Origin of the sequence: Sphingorhabdus sp. EL138 (assembly GCF_945890115.1) — a bacterium.
In the GTDB taxonomy this organism is placed as follows: domain Bacteria; phylum Pseudomonadota; class Alphaproteobacteria; order Sphingomonadales; family Sphingomonadaceae; genus Sphingorhabdus_B.
In genome coordinates this window covers 1-17,840 of record NZ_CAMDCK010000020.1, presented here as the reverse complement: position 1 = coordinate 17,840, position 17,840 = coordinate 1, and the positions used below count along the sequence as shown (strand labels likewise).

Here is a 17,840-nt window from a genome sequence, read left to right as displayed (position 1 = left end):
GTTGCCACCTCTGTCTTTGACGCGCTATGCTATGTGCGTGCGCAAGAATGACACCCGCCGTGCGGAGATTATCCAGCGATTGACCGATTATGTCCTAATAGAGGGATTGTCGGCCGCAAGCTTGCGTCCTTTGGCCAAGGCGGCGGGGACGAGCGACCGGATGCTGTTATATTATTTTACCGACAAGCGCGCGATTATCACGGCGGTGCTGGAGCAAATTGCGGCGCGGTTATTGGGGTTGATGTCCGAACGGACCGCGTCCGAACCATTGCCGTTGGATGCCCTGCGGCAGCAATTGGCCGGGGTGCTGTTTGAGGACGCTTTATGGCCGTATATGCGCATCTGGCTTGAAGTCGCGGCGCGTGCGGCGATGGGGGATGTATTTTATCGGGCGGTCGGCGAACAGATTGGCCGTGGTTTTTTGGACTGGGGCAAAATGCAGTTGAAGGCGGACAGCGCGGCGCAGTTGGAAATTGATGCCGCGCGCCTGTTGGTCAGCATGGAAGGCATGCTGTTCCTCAAAAGCATTGGCCTTGATGATGTGAACGCAACGGCGCTTTAACGCCGGTTTGCGGCCCGCGCTTCGCCCAATAAAATGGCGGCGCTGTCGCCTTTATGCCGGACGCTTTCGACAAGCAGATAGGCCGCCAGAAACGGCGCGCCAAGGTTGAACGCCGCAAATCCCAAGATTAGTCCGCCCACCGAAAAGGCATGTCGCCACGCGACCCAGACGCCGGACAATATGAGGAAACCCAAAAAGTCGAGATTAAACTGCCCAGGCCATGTCATGTCCGCAATGTCGCCGAAAAAAATCGGATATAGCCCTATGCCATGGTTCGCGATGACAATGGCGGTATAGACGCCAATAACGGCAATGATGGTGACGAGAAATATGCGGAACAAGGTCATGGTTCGGCTCCTGAAACTGGAGCATTTTCATAACAAAATGTAGCGAGTGCTACAATGATTGTTTTAGTCCGCCAGCTCAACCCAAGTCGGCGCATGGTCGCTGGCTTTTTCGCGGCCCCTATGTTCCTTGTCGACGCCGCAGCTGGTTAAGCGATCGGCGACGACCGGGCTTAACAACAGATGGTCGATGCGAAAGCCATGGTCGCGTTGCCATGCACCGGCTTGAAAATCCCAAAAGGTCCACACCCCGCCTTGCGGATAATGCGTGGCGAGCGCGTCGGTCCAGCCCTGACCCAGCAGCGCGCGATAGGCAGCGATGCTTTCGGGCTGACGCAGCGCGTCATCCAACATCGCCGCCGGGGCCCAAATATCATGGGCATGGGGGATAACATTATAGTCGCCTGCTAACACCGCAGGGATTTCGGCCGCCAGCAGTTCTGCCGCGCGGGCATAGAGCCGTTGCATCCACGCCAGCTTATAATCAAATTTGGGGCCGGGTTGCGGGTTACCATTGGGCAGGTAGATACTCGCGACGCGGATACCGAAAATATCGGCCTCCAAATAACGCGCATGTTCGTCCGACGGATCGCCGGGCAAAGTGCGCTGCGCCTCAATCGGCTGCGCACCCTTCGCAAGGATGGCGACGCCGTTGAACGATTTCTGCCCATGCCAGATCGCGCCATAGCCAGCGCGTTCAAAGTCCGCGACGGGAAAGCCCTCATCCTGCGACTTCACCTCTTGCAAACAGGCAATGTCGGGCTGTGTTTCCTCCAGCCATTCGAGCAATCGGGGCAGGCGCGCCTTGACGCCGTTAATATTGTAAGTCGCAATACGCATGGTTTGGCTTTAGCTGGAAAACGCGAATAACGAACCTGTTTTTCGGGCTGCTGCTGTGCGTGGCTGGCTTCTTTATGCCTTCATGTCTTCGTGCGAACTATCAAGGGTTTCTGGTGCGCACGAAGACACGAAGATACCAATATCCCATTAAAGCCGTCATGCTGGAGCCGAAGGCGTGCAGCGCACAACTTGGTTCAGCATCCATCGAGCCGCAAAGGCCTAGCTTGAAGGGCGAAATGGACCCTGAAATGAGTTCAGGGTGACGAGTCGGTGAACCGCTGTCGCACTGAATCGCCTCTTGGTGTCTTTGTGCGAACCAAACAACTTTGAAGGTTCGCACGAAGACACGAAGATAAGAAGACTCGATTAAACCGAAAAGCTGGATCCACAGCCGCAACCGGCTTGGGCTTGCGGGTTTGTCACCTTGAAGCTTTTGCCGCCAAGCGATTCAACGAAGTCCACCGCTGATCCGCGTACGAGATCAAGGCTTATGGGGTCCACAACCAGCGAAGCGCCGTCGCCCTGCGCCCTAATGTCGTCGGCCTCAATCGATTCGGCCAAGCCAAAGCGATATTGAAAGCCCGAACAACCGCCGCCTTCCACGGACAGGCGCAGCACGGGCTCTTTGCCCAATTTGATCGCGATTTCGGCCACGCGGCGCGCGGCGTTTGGTGTCATGGAGATGGGGGTCATGGAAATGACTTCAGTGTCGGTCATACATGTCATGTAGGCGATGCCACACATAAAGAAAAGGGGCGGCAAAGTTTCCGATGCCAGCCCCCAAGATTACACCCTCTCCCAAAGGTGATGCGTTAGCCTGTCCGCTTACTCGCCTTCAGCAGGTCCGCCAATGGCTTTGCTATCAGCAGTTTTCGCGGCAAGCAAGAATTTTGCGCCGCTCGGGTCTGATTGCTGCGGGGCCAAGAAAGCAATCGGATTGATCGCCTCACCAGCGATGCGCACTTCATAATGCAGATGGCTTCCAGTCGAGCGGCCAGTTGAGCCCATATAGCCAACAATATCGCCCTTGCGGATGCGTTGGCCGGGCGTCACGTTCATCGCCGACAGATGGCCGTAACGGGTTTGCACCGCGTTGCCATGGTTGACTTCAACAAATTTGCCATAGCCCCCAACCCATTCGGCGCGGCCAATGGTGCCGTCCGCAGTTGCAAAAATAGGCGTGCCCACAGGACCGGGAATATCAATGCCCTTGTGGTTGCGGCTTGCGCCACGTGTGGGTGCATTGCGATATCCGTAACCACTGGAGAATTTCATAGTCTCAACAGGGTTGATCGAAGGAACGGCAACCTCAATTTTATGAACGGTGCCGTTGATGCGGCCCCAATTATCGTTCAATGCCCGAAATTCAGGGTCCGAAACGCCAAGAGCGGTTTGGTTGGCCTTCAAATCTTCGGGTGAAATACGGAAAGTGTCAGAGGACGCGGCGGACGAATTTGCCATAGCAGGCGTTCCGGCTGCAACAGCGACCAAGATGCCAATCGCGGAGGCAGCTTTCAGGATCAGGGATTGGCACGAAGCCAAAGCGCTGGATACCATGTGTCTCGTTACCTTGTTGTTGCGACCCGCACCGATTTTGGCGCAGCCCCGAAATTGGACCAAGGCAGATGATCTGCCCACTTCTCATGACAAGGCTGGTGTCCGATGGCTCAAACGATTGCAACATCTGTGCAATAATCGCGGGATAAGCCGCCGCTCAAACACGTTGAGTCGTTGAATCAAGGCTGTGGCGGCTGGCAAAATGACGGTTTACCGATGTTTTTAACGCGGCCAGCGCGGCTTTGTTCCGGCTGCACTGCACATGATGAAAGAGATTCGGCTTATGCCCGCCGCATGTTCGCGGTGCCTTTCAACGGCAGACGCCTATAACGCCTTTGCCGCCGCCAACACTTCTGCCGCATGGTCCTTAACCTTCACCTTGCGCCAGACCTGCGCCACTTTGCCGTCCTTGCCGATCAGATAGGTCGACCGGTCAATGCCCATATAAAGTTTGCCATACATGGATTTTTCGACCCAAGCGCCCATTTGTTCGGTGGCATCGCTGGCTTCGTCCGATAGCAAATGGACGTCCAGTTCATATTTCGCTGCAAATTTGGCGAGCTTGGCGGGCTTGTCCTTCGACATGCCGTAAACGGGGCAATTTAGCGCTGCAAATTCGGCTGCTAATTCGGTAAAATCCTTCGCCTCATTGGTGCAGCCGGGCGTGTCGGCTTTGGGGTAGAAATACAGCACAAACGGGCCGGGAAGCGCCGCCAGATTGACTGGATTGCCTGCGCTATCCGCGACGGTCACGTGGGGCAGCGTGTCGTTGATATCGGTCATCTTCTTATTCCTTTTCAAAAATCGCGGGGTCCAAATAGGCTGTGCCATTGGCTTATGACAACCCCGCGATAATCCCTAAGCGCGCGTGTTAACCCATCCCAATCGTCAAAGCCTAAGCTGTGCGCAATCAAATATTGCGCCGCTTCGGGCGGGGCAGCGCAATCGGGCGCGATCAGGCGCACCATGACCAACAACCGCGCCATCAAGGCAAATGCCTTGGCAAAGTCAGCTTGTAAGTGCCCCGCCGCCGCCAACGCGTCAATCGCCGGGCCAAGCTGCGGCTGCATGCCGTCATGTGTTTCCAACTGCAGCGCGTGAATGATGAACTCCATATCCACCAATCCGCCGGGCAGCAGCTTTACATCCAATACCCCCTTTGGGGGTTTATGCGCGGCCATATCCTTGCGCATCTTCGCAATATCGTGGCGCAGCTTATCGCCGTCGCGTTGCGTATGCAAAACATCGCGGATGATTTCGGCGACTTGGCCGCGCGCGCCTGCGGATCCAAAAAGCACGCGCGCCCGGGTGAGCGCCATATGCTCCCAGGTCCATGCATTTTCCCGTTGATATTGGTCGAAGCTTTTAACCGACGCGCACAACAGCCCATCGGCACCCGATGGCCGAAGGCGTGTGTCAATCTCATATAAAGCGCCCGAGGCCGTCGCCACGGACATCGCGGCAATCACCCGTTGCGCCAGCCGGTTAAAATATTGCGTCGCGCCCAACGCGCGCGGTCCATCGGACTCCGCCAGATGGTCGCCCGTGAACAGCAGGATGATGTCCAAGTCCGATGCGTGGGTCAACGCCTCACCCCCAAGCCTGCCGAGCGCGAGAATGATCAGCTCGCCGCCCACAATCTTGCCATGTGCCTTTTCAAATTCATTTACCGTTGCCGTCGTCAGCGTCTCCAATGACGCCTCTGCCAAATGCGCATAAGCTTGCGCAATCGCCAGCGCGTCGCTGCGCCCCTCAATCAACTGCACGCCCAGCGCAAAGCGTTTTTCGCCCACATAATCGCGCACAATGTCGAGGGTGGATTGATAATCAGCATTGCCAATCCGGCGCTGCATCGCGTCCTGCAATGCCGACACGTCGCCGGGCAAATGCATGGCGCTGGTATCGATCAACGCATCCAAATATCGGCTTTGCCGGCCCAAATCGTCGGCCAAAGTCGGCGCGTAGCTCAAGATATCTGCAACCAGTTGCACAAGGCCGGGACGCGCTTCCAGCAAGCGGAAGACGTTGATCGCGCTGGGCATCCCCTCAATCATATTGTCGAAACGGGCGATGGCGCGGTCCGAATCGGGTGCTTGCGCAAGCGCCGCCATGATCGCGGGCAACACCGCCTCAAATGCATCACGCGCCGATGGGCTGCGGATCGCGCGGATTTTGCCGCTGCGCCAGCGGGCCAATCGCTGCATCACCGCAGCAGGGTTAGCATAACCGAGATCGGTGAGCTGTTCCTCTAGCGGGAGACCTTCGTCCGCCAAACGCGGCCCATCACTGCCCCCTGCATCGACCATGCGGTCATAGATGGCGGCAACCAAAGCCGTGATCGGTGCAATCGCCGCAATCAATGCGTCGGCATCATGAAGGCCATGTAATCGCGCGACAGCATCGGCGGTGTCGCGATTGGCGGGTATCTCATGCGTTTGCCGGTCACTGTGCATTTGCAAGCGATGTTCGAACATCCGCAACTGCGTATAAGCCGAGGACAAGGTCTCCGCCTCTTGCGCGCTGATCGGTCCAGCCGCCGCCAGCGCTGTTAAGGCGGCGCGTGTGTCGGCGACGCGCAACAAAGGGTCGCGGCCGCCGTGGATAAGCTGATGCGCTTGGGCGAAGAATTCGCACTCGCGAATGCCGCCATGGCCACGCTTCAGGTCGAACCCCAGCCCCATTGTCTGCCCCTTGGCATAATGGTCCCGGATTTGGGCGGTCATCGCGGTGATATTCTTCAACTGCCCAAAATCGAGCGATTTGCGCCAGATGAACGGCTGAATGGCATTCAGGAAATACTCGCCCAGCGCGCGGTCGCCGGAACTCACCCGTGATCGGATGAACGCCGCTTGCTCCCACGCCAAAGCGGACGATTCATAATAGCCGATAGCTGCCTCCACTGGCAGAACGATGGGGCTGACCTCCGGCGATGGCCGCAACCGCATGTCGACGCGAAAGACATAGCCATCCCCGTCAAGTGCGGAGAGCATTTCAATGACGCGCCTACCATAACGCACCGCCGCTTCGGCCACATCATCGCGCTCGCGGTGGGGCAGCGTCTTGGGATCGAACAGGAATATCGGGTCAATATCCGACGAATAATTCAACTCCCGCCCGCCATGCTTGCCCAAAGCGATGACGGCAAAGCCTTGGTTGGGTGCACCCGGCACGCGTTCCTCAATGGCGGCGGCAATGGCTTGATCTAAGGCATGGTCCGCAAAGTCGGAGAGGATGTGCGTGACGCGGGTGAGGTCCCAGATGCCCGATAGGTCGGCAATAGCGGTAACCAAAGCAACGCCTTGCCGCTGCTTGCGCAATGCCGTGCCGACCGACCCTGCGCTGCGGGCAAGGGCGCGGGCAAGCGCCGCGTCGAAGTCGCCCGCCTCGATCATCGGCATAAGGTCAGCGTTGCGGTCGATCAGGCCAGACAGAAACGGGCTGTTGGCTTGCACACGGGCGATGGCGTCTTCCACGTTGCTCATAACCGAACCTCCACTAAATAGCTTTCGTCATTCCCGCGCAGGCGGGAATCCAACTCCCGAGTTGGCGGTTTCTGCGGACGGAGCTTTAGAATGTAAAGGTTAGGAGTTGGATTCCCGCCTATGCGGGAATGACGAGGCTTGGTGTGGCAAAGCCACAGATTGTTTTTCGGCAGTCCGCTGCCCCCGCTTTCGCGGGAATGACAATGCAGGTCACATAAGCTCACCGCCCCAAATAATCCCGCCGGAAATCTTGCGCAAAGCCTGCAAAGCGCCCTTGCGCAATCGCGGCGCGCATGTCGGCCATCAGCATCTGGTAATAATGCAAATTGTGCTGCGTCATCAGCATCGCGCCCAATATCTCGCCCGAACGGATTAAATGATGGACATAAGCGCGCGTCCATGTTGCGCACACTGGACATGTGCATTGGTCGTCAATTGGCCCTTGGTCTTCGGCAAATTTGGCATTGCGGATGTTGATGGGGCCGTGATGGGTAAAGGCTTGGCCGTTGCGGCCCGACCGTGTCGGCAAAACGCAATCGAACATGTCTATCCCGCGCTCCACCGCGCCGACCAAGTCATCGGGCTTGCCAACGCCCATTAAATAGCGTGGCCGGTCGGCGGGCAATTGGTCAGGCGCATAATCAAGGCAGCCAAACATCGCCTCTTGCCCTTCACCAACGGCAAGGCCGCCCACGGCATAGCCGTCAAAACCAATGTCGATTAGCGCATCGGCAGACCGCTTGCGCAATTCTTCGTCCAACGACCCTTGTTGAATGCCAAACAAAGCCGCGCGGGCGGCATGTTCGCCGCCGCTGTCAAACCCGTCGCGGGAACGCTTGGCCCAACGCATCGACAGCTCCATCGACTTTATCGCCTCGTCGCGGCTCACGCCATTGGCGGGGCATTCGTCAAACGCCATAACAATGTCGGAACCCAATAGACGCTGGATTTCCATTGAGCGTTCGGGCGACAGCATATGTTTCGACCCGTCCAAATGGCTTTGGAACGAGACACCTTCTTCTGTAATTTTGCGCAAGGCCGACAGGCTCATTACCTGATAGCCACCACTGTCGGTCAATATCGGTCGGTCCCAGCCCGAAAATTGATGCAAGCCGCCCAATCGGGCCACCCGCTCCGCGCCGGGACGCAGCATCAGATGATAGGTATTGCCCAATATGATGTCCGCACCCGTCGCCCGCACTTCGGCAGGGCGCATCGCCTTGACGGTCGCAGCCGTGCCCACGGGCATGAAGGCAGGCGTGCGAATTTCGCCGCGCAGCATTTGAATGCTGCCTGTCCGGGCCTTGCCATCGGTGGCGGAAATCGAAAACTGGACTCGCGTGGTCATAAGGAGGCTCTAGGGGGGTATTGCGTTGGAGAAAACCAACTTTGCGTTTGGAGGAGCGGAAGACGTATAATCCTCCCCATCGCAAGTCGATGGGGAGGTGGCGCGCTGGAACGCAGTGAAAGCGTGACCGAGGGGCTTTCAACGGTAAGAGGCCCCTCCGTCATTCGAAGCTCAACGCTTCGACTGCCACCTCCCCATCGCAAGTCGATGGGGAGGAATATACAAATTATCCTTTCAACCGCCGCCGCGCCGTCCCATATACGCAAAATGACTTATACAGACCCACGCTCTTATCTCTATCAACCCGGCCTGCTCGACCCTGACGCAGCGCAGCGTATTACGCGGGACGCGCTGAAGGCGTGCGATGATGGCGAGTTATATTTGCAATATAGCGCGACCGAGAGCTTTGGCTTTGACGATGGCCGCCTGAAAATGGCCGATTATTCGACAGGTTCAGGCTTTGGCCTGCGCGGCGTTTCGGGTGAGATGACGGGGTTCAGCCATGCCAATGACATGAGCGAGGCCGCGATTCGCCGCGCGGGTGAAACGCTGAAGCTGCTCGATCCAGCCAAGGATCAACCCGCGCCACCGCCACGCCAGAACAACCGGCATTTATACACCGATGGCAACCCGTTGGAGCTGGTGCCCTTTGCGCAAAAGGTTGCTTTGTGTCAGCAAATCGACGCCGCCGCCCGCGCCCGTGACCCGCGCGTTGCCCAAGTCAGCGTCAGCCTGTCGGGTAGCTGGAGCGTGGTTGAAATCGTCCGCGCCGATGGTTTTGTCGCCACCGATGTTCGGCCTTTGGTGCGTCTCAATGTCGCGATCGTCGCGCAAGATGGTGAACGCCGCGAAACCGGAAGCTATGGGTTTGGCGGGCGCTATCTATATGACAAATTATTTGAAGAGCATGAATGGGAACATGCGATTGACGTCGCACTGGCGCAGGCGCTGACCAATTTGCGCTCGGTCGCTGCGCCCGCCGGCGAAATGACCGTGTTGCTTGGTCCCGGCTGGCCCGGCGTGTTGTTGCATGAGGCAGTCGGCCATGGCTTGGAAGGCGATTTCAACCGCAAGGGCAGCAGCGCCTTTTCCGGCAAGATTGGGCAGCGCGTTGCTGCGCCCGGCGTCACTGTGGTCGATGATGGCACGATGCAGAACCGCCGTGGGTCGCTGTCTATTGATGATGAAGGCACGCCGACTCAGGAAAATGTCCTGATCGAAGATGGCATATTGCGCGCCTATATGCAGGACCGCATGAACGCGCGCCTGATGGGTGTGGAGCCCACCGGCAATGGCCGCCGCGAAAGCTTTGCTCATGCACCGATGCCGCGCATGACCAACACCTTCATGCGCAGCGGCAACGACGACCCTGCTGAACTTTTGAGCCGCGTCAAAAACGGCATTTTCGCCAAAAGCTTTGGCGGCGGCCAAGTCGACATCGTGTCGGGCAAATTCGTGTTTAGCTGCACCGAAGCTTATTTGGTCAAGAACGGCAAGCTGGGCGACCCGATCAAGGGCGCGACCCTGATTGGCGATGGCCCAACCGCGCTCAACAAGATCATCGGTCTTGGCAATGACATGGCGCTGGATGAAGGCGTTGGCGTCTGCGGCAAGGCGGGGCAAAGCGTGCCTGCAGGCGTCGGGCAACCCACGACTTTAGTGAGCGCGCTTACAGTGGGCGGGACGGCGGGGTAACAACCACCGGTCACGACATCGCTTCGCCGAACAGAGCCAAATAAAGTCAGACGCTGTTAGGTTGCGCTCACGCCGCTAATCCGTCAGAACCTGTGCATGGCTGACTTTACAGATACGCTCACAGACAAGCAGATTGAGATGATCGGCAAGCAGCCGGTGTTCTTCGTCGCCACTGCCGCCGCCGATGGCCGGATTAACCTGTCGCCAAAGGGGTATGATTCGTTTCGGGTGCTTTCGCCCTCATGCGTTGCCTATCTGGACTTGGGCGGGTCAGGCAATGAAACCCATGCCCATCTGGCTGCCGATGGGCGCATCACGATCATGTTTTGTGACTTTGACCGGCCGGCGTTGATCTTGCGGATTTATGGCAAGGGCAGGCCGGTTTTGCCGCAGGATGCCGAATGGGAAGCACTTGCCGCGCATTTCACGATTCTGCCCGGCACGCGTCAGATTTTCCTGATTGATGTCGAAAGTGTTCAGGGCAGCTGTGGCTGGGGCGTGCCGTTTATGACGCTGGAACGTGAACGCGACACGCTCACCAAATATCATGCGCAGGCCGATCCTGCGACATGGGTCGAAAAGACAAAGGCCAGAACACAAAGCATTGATGGTCTGCCGACGCGTGCCACTGATCGGTTCTTTGGCCCCGCGAATTAACGGCGTGACATCTTCATGAGCCACGCACTTAAGGTTGCGACCTATAATATTCGCAAGGCGGTGGGGCTTGATCGACGCCGCGATCCGGCGCGCATACTGTCCGTGCTTAATGAAATCGACGCCGATATTGTTGCGTTGCAAGAGGTGGACCGCCGCTTTGGCGCGCGGGTGAGCGCGATTCCCTTGGCGATGCTGGAGGCGGATTCGCCTTATATACCCGTGCCGTTGAACTTTCGCCCCGCCGCCATTGGTTGGCACGGAAATGCGATTTTGGTGCGCAAGGGCATTGAGGTCCGCCATGCCCAACCGATTGACATGCCCACGCTTGAACCGCGCGGCGCGGTGATGGCGGAGCTGTCTGTCAACGGGCATAGCTTGCGCGTGATTGGCGTCCATCTCGATCTGTCGGGGCTATGGCGGCGCAAGCAGATCCGCGCCTTGCTCGCTGCCGTTGATGCCAGCCCCCGATTTATGCCTACGATCATGATGGGTGACTTTAACCAATGGTCGGACAAAGGCGCGCTGCGCGAGCTTGCCTTTCACCATCACCGGTTGGTGCAAACGCCCAAAAGCTTTCATACCGCGCGCCCCGTTGCCCGGCTTGACCGCATCATCGTCAGCCATGAGGTGACGGTGCGCGCCGCCGATTGCCATATTTCGGCTTTGTCGAAGCAAGCGTCGGACCATCTGCCCTTATGGGCAAGCCTACAGATTGGGTAATTGCCTAAACATTAGGCAGTTAAAAATGACTGATTAAATAATAGGCATATGTTGCCGCCATGTCGCGCGACATCATGCCCCCAATATCCGGATACCTCTGCTTTTGCCTGCTTTCTGCATTCTGGCACGGCGTTTGCATATTGCACTGCACAACCATTGCACTGAAAAACCATTGGGGGGTCTGCATGAAATATATTATTGCCATTATTAAACCGCACAAGCTGGATCCGGTGCGCGAGGCGCTGACAGCTTTGGGCGTGTCGGGCATGACTGTGACTGAGGTCAAAGGCTTTGGCCGGCAAAAGGGGCAGACCGAAATCTACCGTGGTGCCGAATATGCAACCAACATGGTACCTAAGGTCAAAATCGAGGTTGCATGTGCATCCGATCAAGCCCCTGCGGTCATTGAGGCCATTCAGCATGCCGCCGAGACCGGAGCGATTGGCGATGGCAAAATTTTCGAATTTGAGCTCGCTGGTGCGTTACGCATCCGCACCGGTGACACCAACGAAACCGCGCTTTGACGCGATCACATCAAGCTAGGGGAACAAGATAATGTCAAAGACACTGAAATTTTTAGGCGCGGTAGGGACGACAATGTTCGCTGCCTTGCCCGCCTTCGCGCAGGAGGCTGTGGAGAAAGCAGCCGACGGGCCGATCAAGGCACCAACGGCTGAACAAATGGCTGGCATGGTCGACAAAGGTGATACGACGTGGATGCTCATCAGCTCCGCCTTGGTATTGCTGATGTCGGTCCCGGCACTTGCTTTGTTCTATGGCGGCCTTGTCCGCACAAAGAATATGCTCAGCCTGTTGATGCAGGTATTCATGATCGTGTCGATCGCGGCCCTCGTCTGGGTTAGCTGGGGCTATTCGCTCGCTTTTACCAGCGGTACGCCGTTTATCGGCGGCTTCTCCAAATTGTTTCTGCAAGGCGTTGATGCAACCACAGTTGCGGCGACCTTCTCGAACAATGTCTATATTCCGGAATATGCTTTTGTTGCGTTCCAGATGACCTTTGCCTGCATCACCCCGGCGCTGATCGTCGGGGCATTTGCGGAGCGGATCAAGTTCACGCCGTTAATGCTCTTTGTGGTGGCCTGGCTGACAATCGTCTATTTCCCGATCGCGCATATGGTTTGGTACTGGGCTGGTCCAGACTTCCTCGTCGATGCCCCGACTGACACCGGCTATCTATGGGGCATGGGGGCACTCGACTTCGCTGGCGGCACGGTGGTGCACATCAACGCCGGCATTGCGGGCCTCGTTGGCTGCATCATGATCGGCAAGCGCGTTGGTTACGGCAAGGAAGCCACGCCGCCACACTCGCTGACCATGACGATGATCGGTGCCTCGCTTCTGTGGGTGGGCTGGTTTGGCTTTAACGCCGGATCCAATCTTGAAGCGAACGGCCTTGCCGCTCTTGCGTTCCTTAACACCTTTGTTGCGACTGCGGCTGCCGCCGTTGCATGGTGCCTGATTGAACAGTTCCACCATGGCAAACCATCATTGCTGGGTGCGGTTACGGGTGCTGTTGCCGGCCTTGTTGCGATTACGCCGGCAAGCGGATTTGCATCGCCCATGACATCGATCCTGCTTGGCTTTGCCGCTTCTGGTATCTGCTATATCTTCGTCGCTTATGTGAAGAACAAGCTGAAATATGACGATACGCTCGATGTGTTCGGCGTGCACTGCGTCGGCGGGATTGTCGGCGCCATCGCCACTGCCATCGTTGCCGACCCGGCACTTGGCGGTCAGGGCTGGCTCGATTACACTGTCTTCCCGGCTGTTGCTGGTGAATATGACATGGCTGGCCAGATGGTCACCCAGATTAAAGCGGTCGTCCTGACGCTGCTCTGGTCGGGTATCGGTTCGGCGATCCTCTTCTTCATCCTCGACAAGATCATTGGCCTTCGTCCAACCGAAGACGCCGAGCGGGAAGGCCTCGACCTCACCGAGCATGGGGAGCGCGCGTATAATTATTAATCGGGCGTGCAGCAGGAAAAGTGGGAACCGATTTTTCCCTTCGTCCGCACGACCGACATAAAATGTTTCAAAGCTTGGCGGCGGGGCGTTCTCTCCTCTCCATTTACGCCCCGCCGCCTCCCGATGTTCCTCCCGCGAACATCCAACTCATGGCCCGGACCCGCGATGGTCCGGGCCTTTTTATGCGGTGCGAACAGATGTGGGCCGGTATCGTGCCGTTTGTGTCGCACGAAGACAAGACAGCGTGCCGCCACAAAAATCTCCGCCGCACAAAAAACCACTTTCCTACAAATAACCAGATGGGTTATCTGATTCGGGTCATGCAGGCTGCGGTCTAGAACGTGGGTCGGGATGATGGGAACGCTGGCGCGGAAACGCGCTAGCACGGCCGGCGCGATAGGGTGTTTGCTTCTGCCTTTTAAAAGGGCCTGTTGCATCAAGCTCTGAACAGCGCACAAAAGGCTGGGTGTGGCGGGAAACCGCCCCGTTCGTCATGGACGACCTTGGGGGCTTTAGGAACCTTCATCCCAAGGAAAGCAGCCCAGCCAAGATAAAGGCGGCTCCTAGAATTAGACTGATGGAACAAACGAGCCTTAATCAACGAACACCATCAGCCGGAAGCAGCACCAGCGCTTCCGCGTCGGCCGTCCCTTTTTTCTACGCGGAGATGCGCGCGCCGCTTTTGTAGGAAATATTATTGCGCGTGTTGGAAATTATGGGGTTAGCCAAAACAAGTTCAGGGTGACGTTGTGGGTGGCTCCAAGATGACGAGGTTGGGGACTGTTTACCTTCCCCCTCTGCGTGAGTCTATTTTGCACGCAGAGGCGCGGAGGACGCAGAGGGTATGCACATGGATAAAAGCCGTTCGTGTCGCGCGAAGACGAGACACCTCTATTGCTTACGCGCCCGCTTTGAACCTCAGGGCCATCCCCGTTTACGCGACCTTCGACGCCGTTGTTAGGATAAGGGGATCACTATCCCTGCCGACTTCCACCGGCGCGGTTGCAATGCTTGGCTTGGCCCTGGACTTAGGGCTGAACTTGCCTTCAATTTGTCCGCCAGGTGCGATGGTCAGGTTGCCGTAGATCACGTCGCCTTTGATACGGGCAGAGGATTCGACCACGAGCTCATTTGTTTCGATTGAACCTTTGACATGGCCCGAAAGCTTGGCTGATTCGGCCGTGACCTTGCCTGTGATAATGCTGCCTTCGCCCTGCACCAGCTTGGCGCAGGTCACGTCACCCTGCACCTTGCCGTCGATATGCAGGTCAACGCCCGCCGACACATTGCCGATGATTTCGACGTCGGATGCAATGATCGAGAATGTATGACCTGAATTGTTGCGCATGCTTATGTTATTCCTTTGCGGCAGAATCTGCGCGGTGTCCGGCGACTGTTTGGACCTTGAGAACATCTGGATTTGCCTCCAAAAATTTACGCGGGTTAATCGCCTGACCGTTTAAGCGCACCTCAAAATGCAGATGGCTGCCAGTCGACCGACCCGTGCTGCCCATCCGTCCGATTTGAACGGCGCGTTCAACCATCTGACCCCGTCTGACATTTAAGCCCGACAAATGTGCATAGCGTGTGACAAGACCATTGGCATGTCTAATTTCAATCGCGTTGCCATAGCCGCCATTGAAACCAGCAAACACGACCCTGCCCTCGGCTGCGGCAAGGATAGGGGTGCCAACAGGGCCCATAAAATCGAGCCCGGCATGCATCGCGCCGCTGCCCGTGAATGGATCCGTGCGATAGCCAAAGCCGCTCGACATCATCATCGACGCGGCGGGCATTGCGGTGGGGATTGCGGCCAAGGCGCGTTCCATCGCGTCCATGCGGCCAAGCGCTGCAGCGAGATTTAAGAAACGCGGGTCGCGTACGTCTTTCCCTTTGCCGGAAAATGGTTCGAACAGACCACCTTGCGCATTGCGCGCTTGGCGGGCCAAAACTTCGGGGTTGAGCCCGAATTGACGAATGGCGGCCTCGGCCTTTGATGTGCGGGCGCGCGCCACCTTCGTCATTTTTTCGGCGAAGCGAATTTGCCGCGCCTCAAGACGGGCAAGGCCAGCGGCTTCGGGAATCATCGCGCTGATGGTCTTCACGGTCTCATCTTCTTCACGCGCGTTGGCAGAGGCGGGTGCTTGCGCTTCGTCCTGCGGTAAATCACCCAGATATTGATCGCCCAAGCTTTCCAGCATTTCCTGCCGACGCTCCAAATCCTTCGTCACTTCGTCGATAGAGCCGCGATAGCTGGCCACGCGTTCTTCGGCGGATTCAATCTTTGCCTTTTGCTCGGTCAGCGCAAGACGCTGCGCGGAGACGGTCAGTTGATTTATGGCCATGTCAAAAGTGACCAACAACCAAACACCGATAACGGACGCCAAGGTCACGGCGGTGCGGCGTTGCAATCGCGCCGATATTTTCAAAAACCGGACTTGGCCATTGGCCCGCATGAAAAATTCACGGTCAATAAACCATCCAGCCATCCGGTCTTTCCAACCGGATAATCTGATTTTTAGCGACACGGTCCACCCCATTATAATTGATCCAAGCGGCTAGCAGAGGAAATGGCGCGCGGCGAATCACCGAAAGCCGACTCGTGACGAGTCGGTTGAGTCGTGCGATGAGCTGTGGAAAACCCTTTCCAATGATACTCGGAATATATCCGAATCTGTCTTCATTGTCCAAGTTTCAGGGGTAAAATTTGTTAAATTTAATAATATACGATCGATTCGCATTTGTTCCATAGGTGATACAACCGATATGGGGACGATCGCTTTCCCTTTTGGAGCCAATTCTCTACGAGTATCAGGCAATGACAGACAGCAACATTTTGATGAACATTCTCACGGCCAAGGCGCGTATCGCGGCGCGGCATTTGGCAGGCGTTGATGACGCGGCGAAGGCGGCGGCGCTAAAGGGCGCTGCGCAGGCTTTGCGCGAAGCCATGGCGGATATCCTCGCGGCCAATGCCAAAGATGTCGATGCTGCGGTAGCAGCCGGGATTTCGTCCGCGATGCTGGACCGGCTGACGCTAGATGCCGCGCGCGTTGCGTCCATGGTGTCTGCGGTCGAAGTGGTCGCAACGCTGGAAGACCCGGTGGGGCAAATCATCGACCGCCGCGAACGGCCCAATGGCCTAGTGATGGAGCGCGTCCGTGTGCCTGTTGGCGTATTGGGCATCATTTACGAAAGCCGGCCTAATGTTACTGCCGATGCTGCGGCCTTGGGTTTGCGGTCGGGTAATGCCGTTATCCTGCGCGGGGGCAGCGAGGCGGTGCACAGCAACCACGCAATTCATGCCGCGATGGTGAAAGGCGTCACACAAGCGGGCTTGCCAGCCGATATCATTCAGCTTGTCCCGACGCAGGATCGCGCGGTGGTCGGCGACATGTTGCGCGCGCAAGGGGCGATTGACATGATCATCCCGCGTGGCGGCAAATCGCTTGTGGCGCGCGTTCAGGACGAAGCCCGCGTGCCGGTGCTCGCGCATCTTGACGGCATCTGCCACAGCTATGTGCATAAGGACGCGGACCCCGAAATGGCGCAAGCGATTGTCGTCAATGCCAAGATGCGGCGCACGGGCATTTGCGGCGCTACCGAAACGCTGTTGATTGATCAGGATTATCCTGCGCCTGCCGCGTTGATCTCGGCGCTGCTGGACGCAGGGTGCGAAGTGCGGGCGGACGATGTACTGATGGAGCTGGATGCGCGGACGGTTTCTGCCGATGCGCAGGATTGGGATACCGAATATCTCGACTCGGTCATTTCGGCCTGCGTCGTGTCCGGTCAGGATGAAGCCATGGCCCATATTGCCTGCCATGGGTCGCACCATACTGACGCGATCATCACGCAGAATGCGGCCGCCGCCGCACGTTTTTTGGCAGAGGTCGATAGCGCAATTGTCATGCACAATGCTTCCACCCAATTTGCCGATGGCGGCGAATTTGGTTTAGGTGCAGAGATTGGCATCGCGACGGGCCGTCTGCATGCGCGTGGCCCGGTCGCGTTGGAGGGGCTGACAACCTATAAATGGATCGTGCGCGGGCAGGGCCAGACTCGCCCTTGAAAAGTGTTGCGCCCTTGAAAACTGTTGGCCTCATGGGTGGATCGTTCAACCCTGCGCACAAAGGGCATCGCGCGATCAGCCTGTTCGCGATGGATTCGCTTGGCCTTGATGCATATTATTGGATGGTGTCGCCGGGCAACCCGTTAAAGCCCAAATCCGACATGGCCCCATTGCCCGCACGCATGGCATCGGCCAAGGCGCAAGCGCGCCGCACCCCGATTAAGGTGACCGCCATTGAACGCGACCTTGGCACCGTTTACACCGCCGAAAGCTTGCAAAAGCTGGTGGCACGTTACCCAAAAACCCGGTTCATCTGGATCATGGGTGCAGACAATTTGGTGCAATTTCACCATTGGCGGCGGTGGCGTGATATAGCGCGGTTGATGCCGATTGCAGTTATCGCCAGACCCGGCTATAAGCCCCATGTCGTTGCGGGTCCCGCAATGGCCTGGTTCAGACGGTTTGTCCGGCGTCCGGAACAGCGTCATCACTGGACGAAATGGAGTACGCCAGCGCTTGTCTTTTTGCGCTTTCGTCCAGATCCGCGTTCGGCCACCGCTCTTCGGCGCGCTGACCC

Annotated in this window: 17 protein-coding genes; 8 read left to right on the top strand and 9 right to left on the bottom strand. The window is 57.4% G+C overall.

The window, feature by feature from the left end; all coding sequences use genetic code 11:
* Window positions 1–37 precede the first annotated feature (37 nt).
* On the top strand, window positions 38–562 hold the full coding sequence (locus Q0O07_RS09750; protein ID WP_295493015.1) for a TetR/AcrR family transcriptional regulator: 525 nt from the start codon (window positions 38–40) through the stop codon (window positions 560–562).
* Here Q0O07_RS09750 and Q0O07_RS09745 read toward each other — a convergent pair.
* The 7 genes from Q0O07_RS09745 to tgt form a co-directional block, all read right to left on the bottom strand.
* Complete coding sequence (locus Q0O07_RS09745) at window positions 559–909, bottom strand: hypothetical protein (RefSeq protein ID WP_295493011.1); 351 nt, start codon at window positions 907–909, stop codon at window positions 559–561. The two genes, Q0O07_RS09750 and Q0O07_RS09745, sit on opposite strands and share 4 nt — an antisense overlap.
* 63 nt (window positions 910–972) lie before the next feature.
* Window positions 973–1,746: an exodeoxyribonuclease III gene (gene xth, locus Q0O07_RS09740; RefSeq protein ID WP_295493009.1), complete on the bottom strand. Its 774-nt coding sequence runs from the start codon at window positions 1,744–1,746 to the stop codon at window positions 973–975.
* A 366-nt stretch (window positions 1,747–2,112) separates the two neighbouring features.
* Window positions 2,113–2,439 (bottom strand): iron-sulfur cluster assembly accessory protein, encoded by a 327-nt coding sequence (locus Q0O07_RS09735; RefSeq protein ID WP_295493081.1) that lies wholly within the window; start codon window positions 2,437–2,439, stop codon window positions 2,113–2,115.
* Between the two features lie 132 nt (window positions 2,440–2,571).
* Complete coding sequence (locus tag Q0O07_RS09730) at window positions 2,572–3,303, bottom strand: M23 family metallopeptidase (protein ID WP_295493006.1); 732 nt, start codon at window positions 3,301–3,303, stop codon at window positions 2,572–2,574.
* A gap of 324 nt (window positions 3,304–3,627) precedes the next feature.
* Window positions 3,628–4,086 (bottom strand): peroxiredoxin, encoded by a 459-nt coding sequence (locus Q0O07_RS09725; RefSeq protein WP_295493003.1) that lies wholly within the window; start codon window positions 4,084–4,086, stop codon window positions 3,628–3,630.
* Between the two features lie 14 nt (window positions 4,087–4,100).
* A complete protein-coding gene (gene glnE, locus Q0O07_RS09720) occupies window positions 4,101–6,785 on the bottom strand; it encodes a bifunctional [glutamate--ammonia ligase]-adenylyl-L-tyrosine phosphorylase/[glutamate--ammonia-ligase] adenylyltransferase (protein WP_295493000.1) in 2,685 nt (894 codons plus the stop codon).
* Window positions 6,786–7,005: 220 nt separating this feature from the next.
* A complete protein-coding gene (gene tgt / locus Q0O07_RS09715) occupies window positions 7,006–8,133 on the bottom strand; it encodes a tRNA guanosine(34) transglycosylase Tgt (protein WP_295492996.1) in 1,128 nt (375 codons plus the stop codon).
* 267 nt (window positions 8,134–8,400) lie between these two features.
* Between tgt and tldD the strand changes: the two genes are divergently transcribed.
* The 5 genes from tldD to Q0O07_RS09690 all read left to right on the top strand — a co-directional run bounded on the left by tldD (window position 8,401) and on the right by Q0O07_RS09690 (window position 13,191).
* Window positions 8,401–9,828 carry a metalloprotease TldD gene (gene tldD, locus Q0O07_RS09710; RefSeq protein ID WP_295492993.1) on the top strand — a complete coding sequence of 476 codons (1,428 nt, stop codon included), beginning with the start codon at window positions 8,401–8,403 and terminating at the stop codon, window positions 9,826–9,828.
* Window positions 9,829–9,924: 96 nt separating this feature from the next.
* The gene (locus Q0O07_RS09705) at window positions 9,925–10,485 is read left to right on the top strand and encodes a pyridoxamine 5'-phosphate oxidase family protein (RefSeq protein WP_295492990.1); all 561 of its coding nucleotides are present in this window, start codon (window positions 9,925–9,927) and stop codon (window positions 10,483–10,485) included.
* 15 nt (window positions 10,486–10,500) lie between these two features.
* On the top strand, window positions 10,501–11,205 hold the full coding sequence (locus Q0O07_RS09700) for an endonuclease/exonuclease/phosphatase family protein (protein ID WP_295492987.1): 705 nt from the start codon (window positions 10,501–10,503) through the stop codon (window positions 11,203–11,205).
* A gap of 185 nt (window positions 11,206–11,390) precedes the next feature.
* Window positions 11,391–11,729, top strand: coding sequence for a P-II family nitrogen regulator (locus tag Q0O07_RS09695; RefSeq protein WP_295492985.1), 339 nt, complete (start codon window positions 11,391–11,393; stop codon window positions 11,727–11,729).
* A 31-nt stretch (window positions 11,730–11,760) separates the two neighbouring features.
* Window positions 11,761–13,191 (top strand): ammonium transporter, encoded by a 1,431-nt coding sequence (locus Q0O07_RS09690; protein ID WP_295492984.1) that lies wholly within the window; start codon window positions 11,761–11,763, stop codon window positions 13,189–13,191.
* Between the two features lie 934 nt (window positions 13,192–14,125).
* Here the strand turns inward: Q0O07_RS09690 and Q0O07_RS09685 are convergent.
* Window positions 14,126–14,539 carry a polymer-forming cytoskeletal protein gene (locus tag Q0O07_RS09685; protein WP_295492981.1) on the bottom strand — a complete coding sequence of 138 codons (414 nt, stop codon included), beginning with the start codon at window positions 14,537–14,539 and terminating at the stop codon, window positions 14,126–14,128.
* Window positions 14,540–14,546: 7 nt separating this feature from the next.
* Window positions 14,547–15,719 carry a M23 family metallopeptidase gene (locus Q0O07_RS09680; protein ID WP_295492979.1) on the bottom strand — a complete coding sequence of 391 codons (1,173 nt, stop codon included), beginning with the start codon at window positions 15,717–15,719 and terminating at the stop codon, window positions 14,547–14,549.
* Window positions 15,720–16,030: 311 nt separating this feature from the next.
* Between Q0O07_RS09680 and Q0O07_RS09675 the strand changes: the two genes are divergently transcribed.
* Window positions 16,031–17,263, top strand: coding sequence for a glutamate-5-semialdehyde dehydrogenase (locus Q0O07_RS09675; RefSeq protein WP_367271065.1), 1,233 nt, complete (start codon window positions 16,031–16,033; stop codon window positions 17,261–17,263).
* 14 nt (window positions 17,264–17,277) lie between these two features.
* A partial coding sequence (locus Q0O07_RS09670; RefSeq protein WP_295492973.1) for a nicotinate-nucleotide adenylyltransferase occupies window positions 17,278–17,840 on the top strand: 563 nt, incomplete at its 3' end.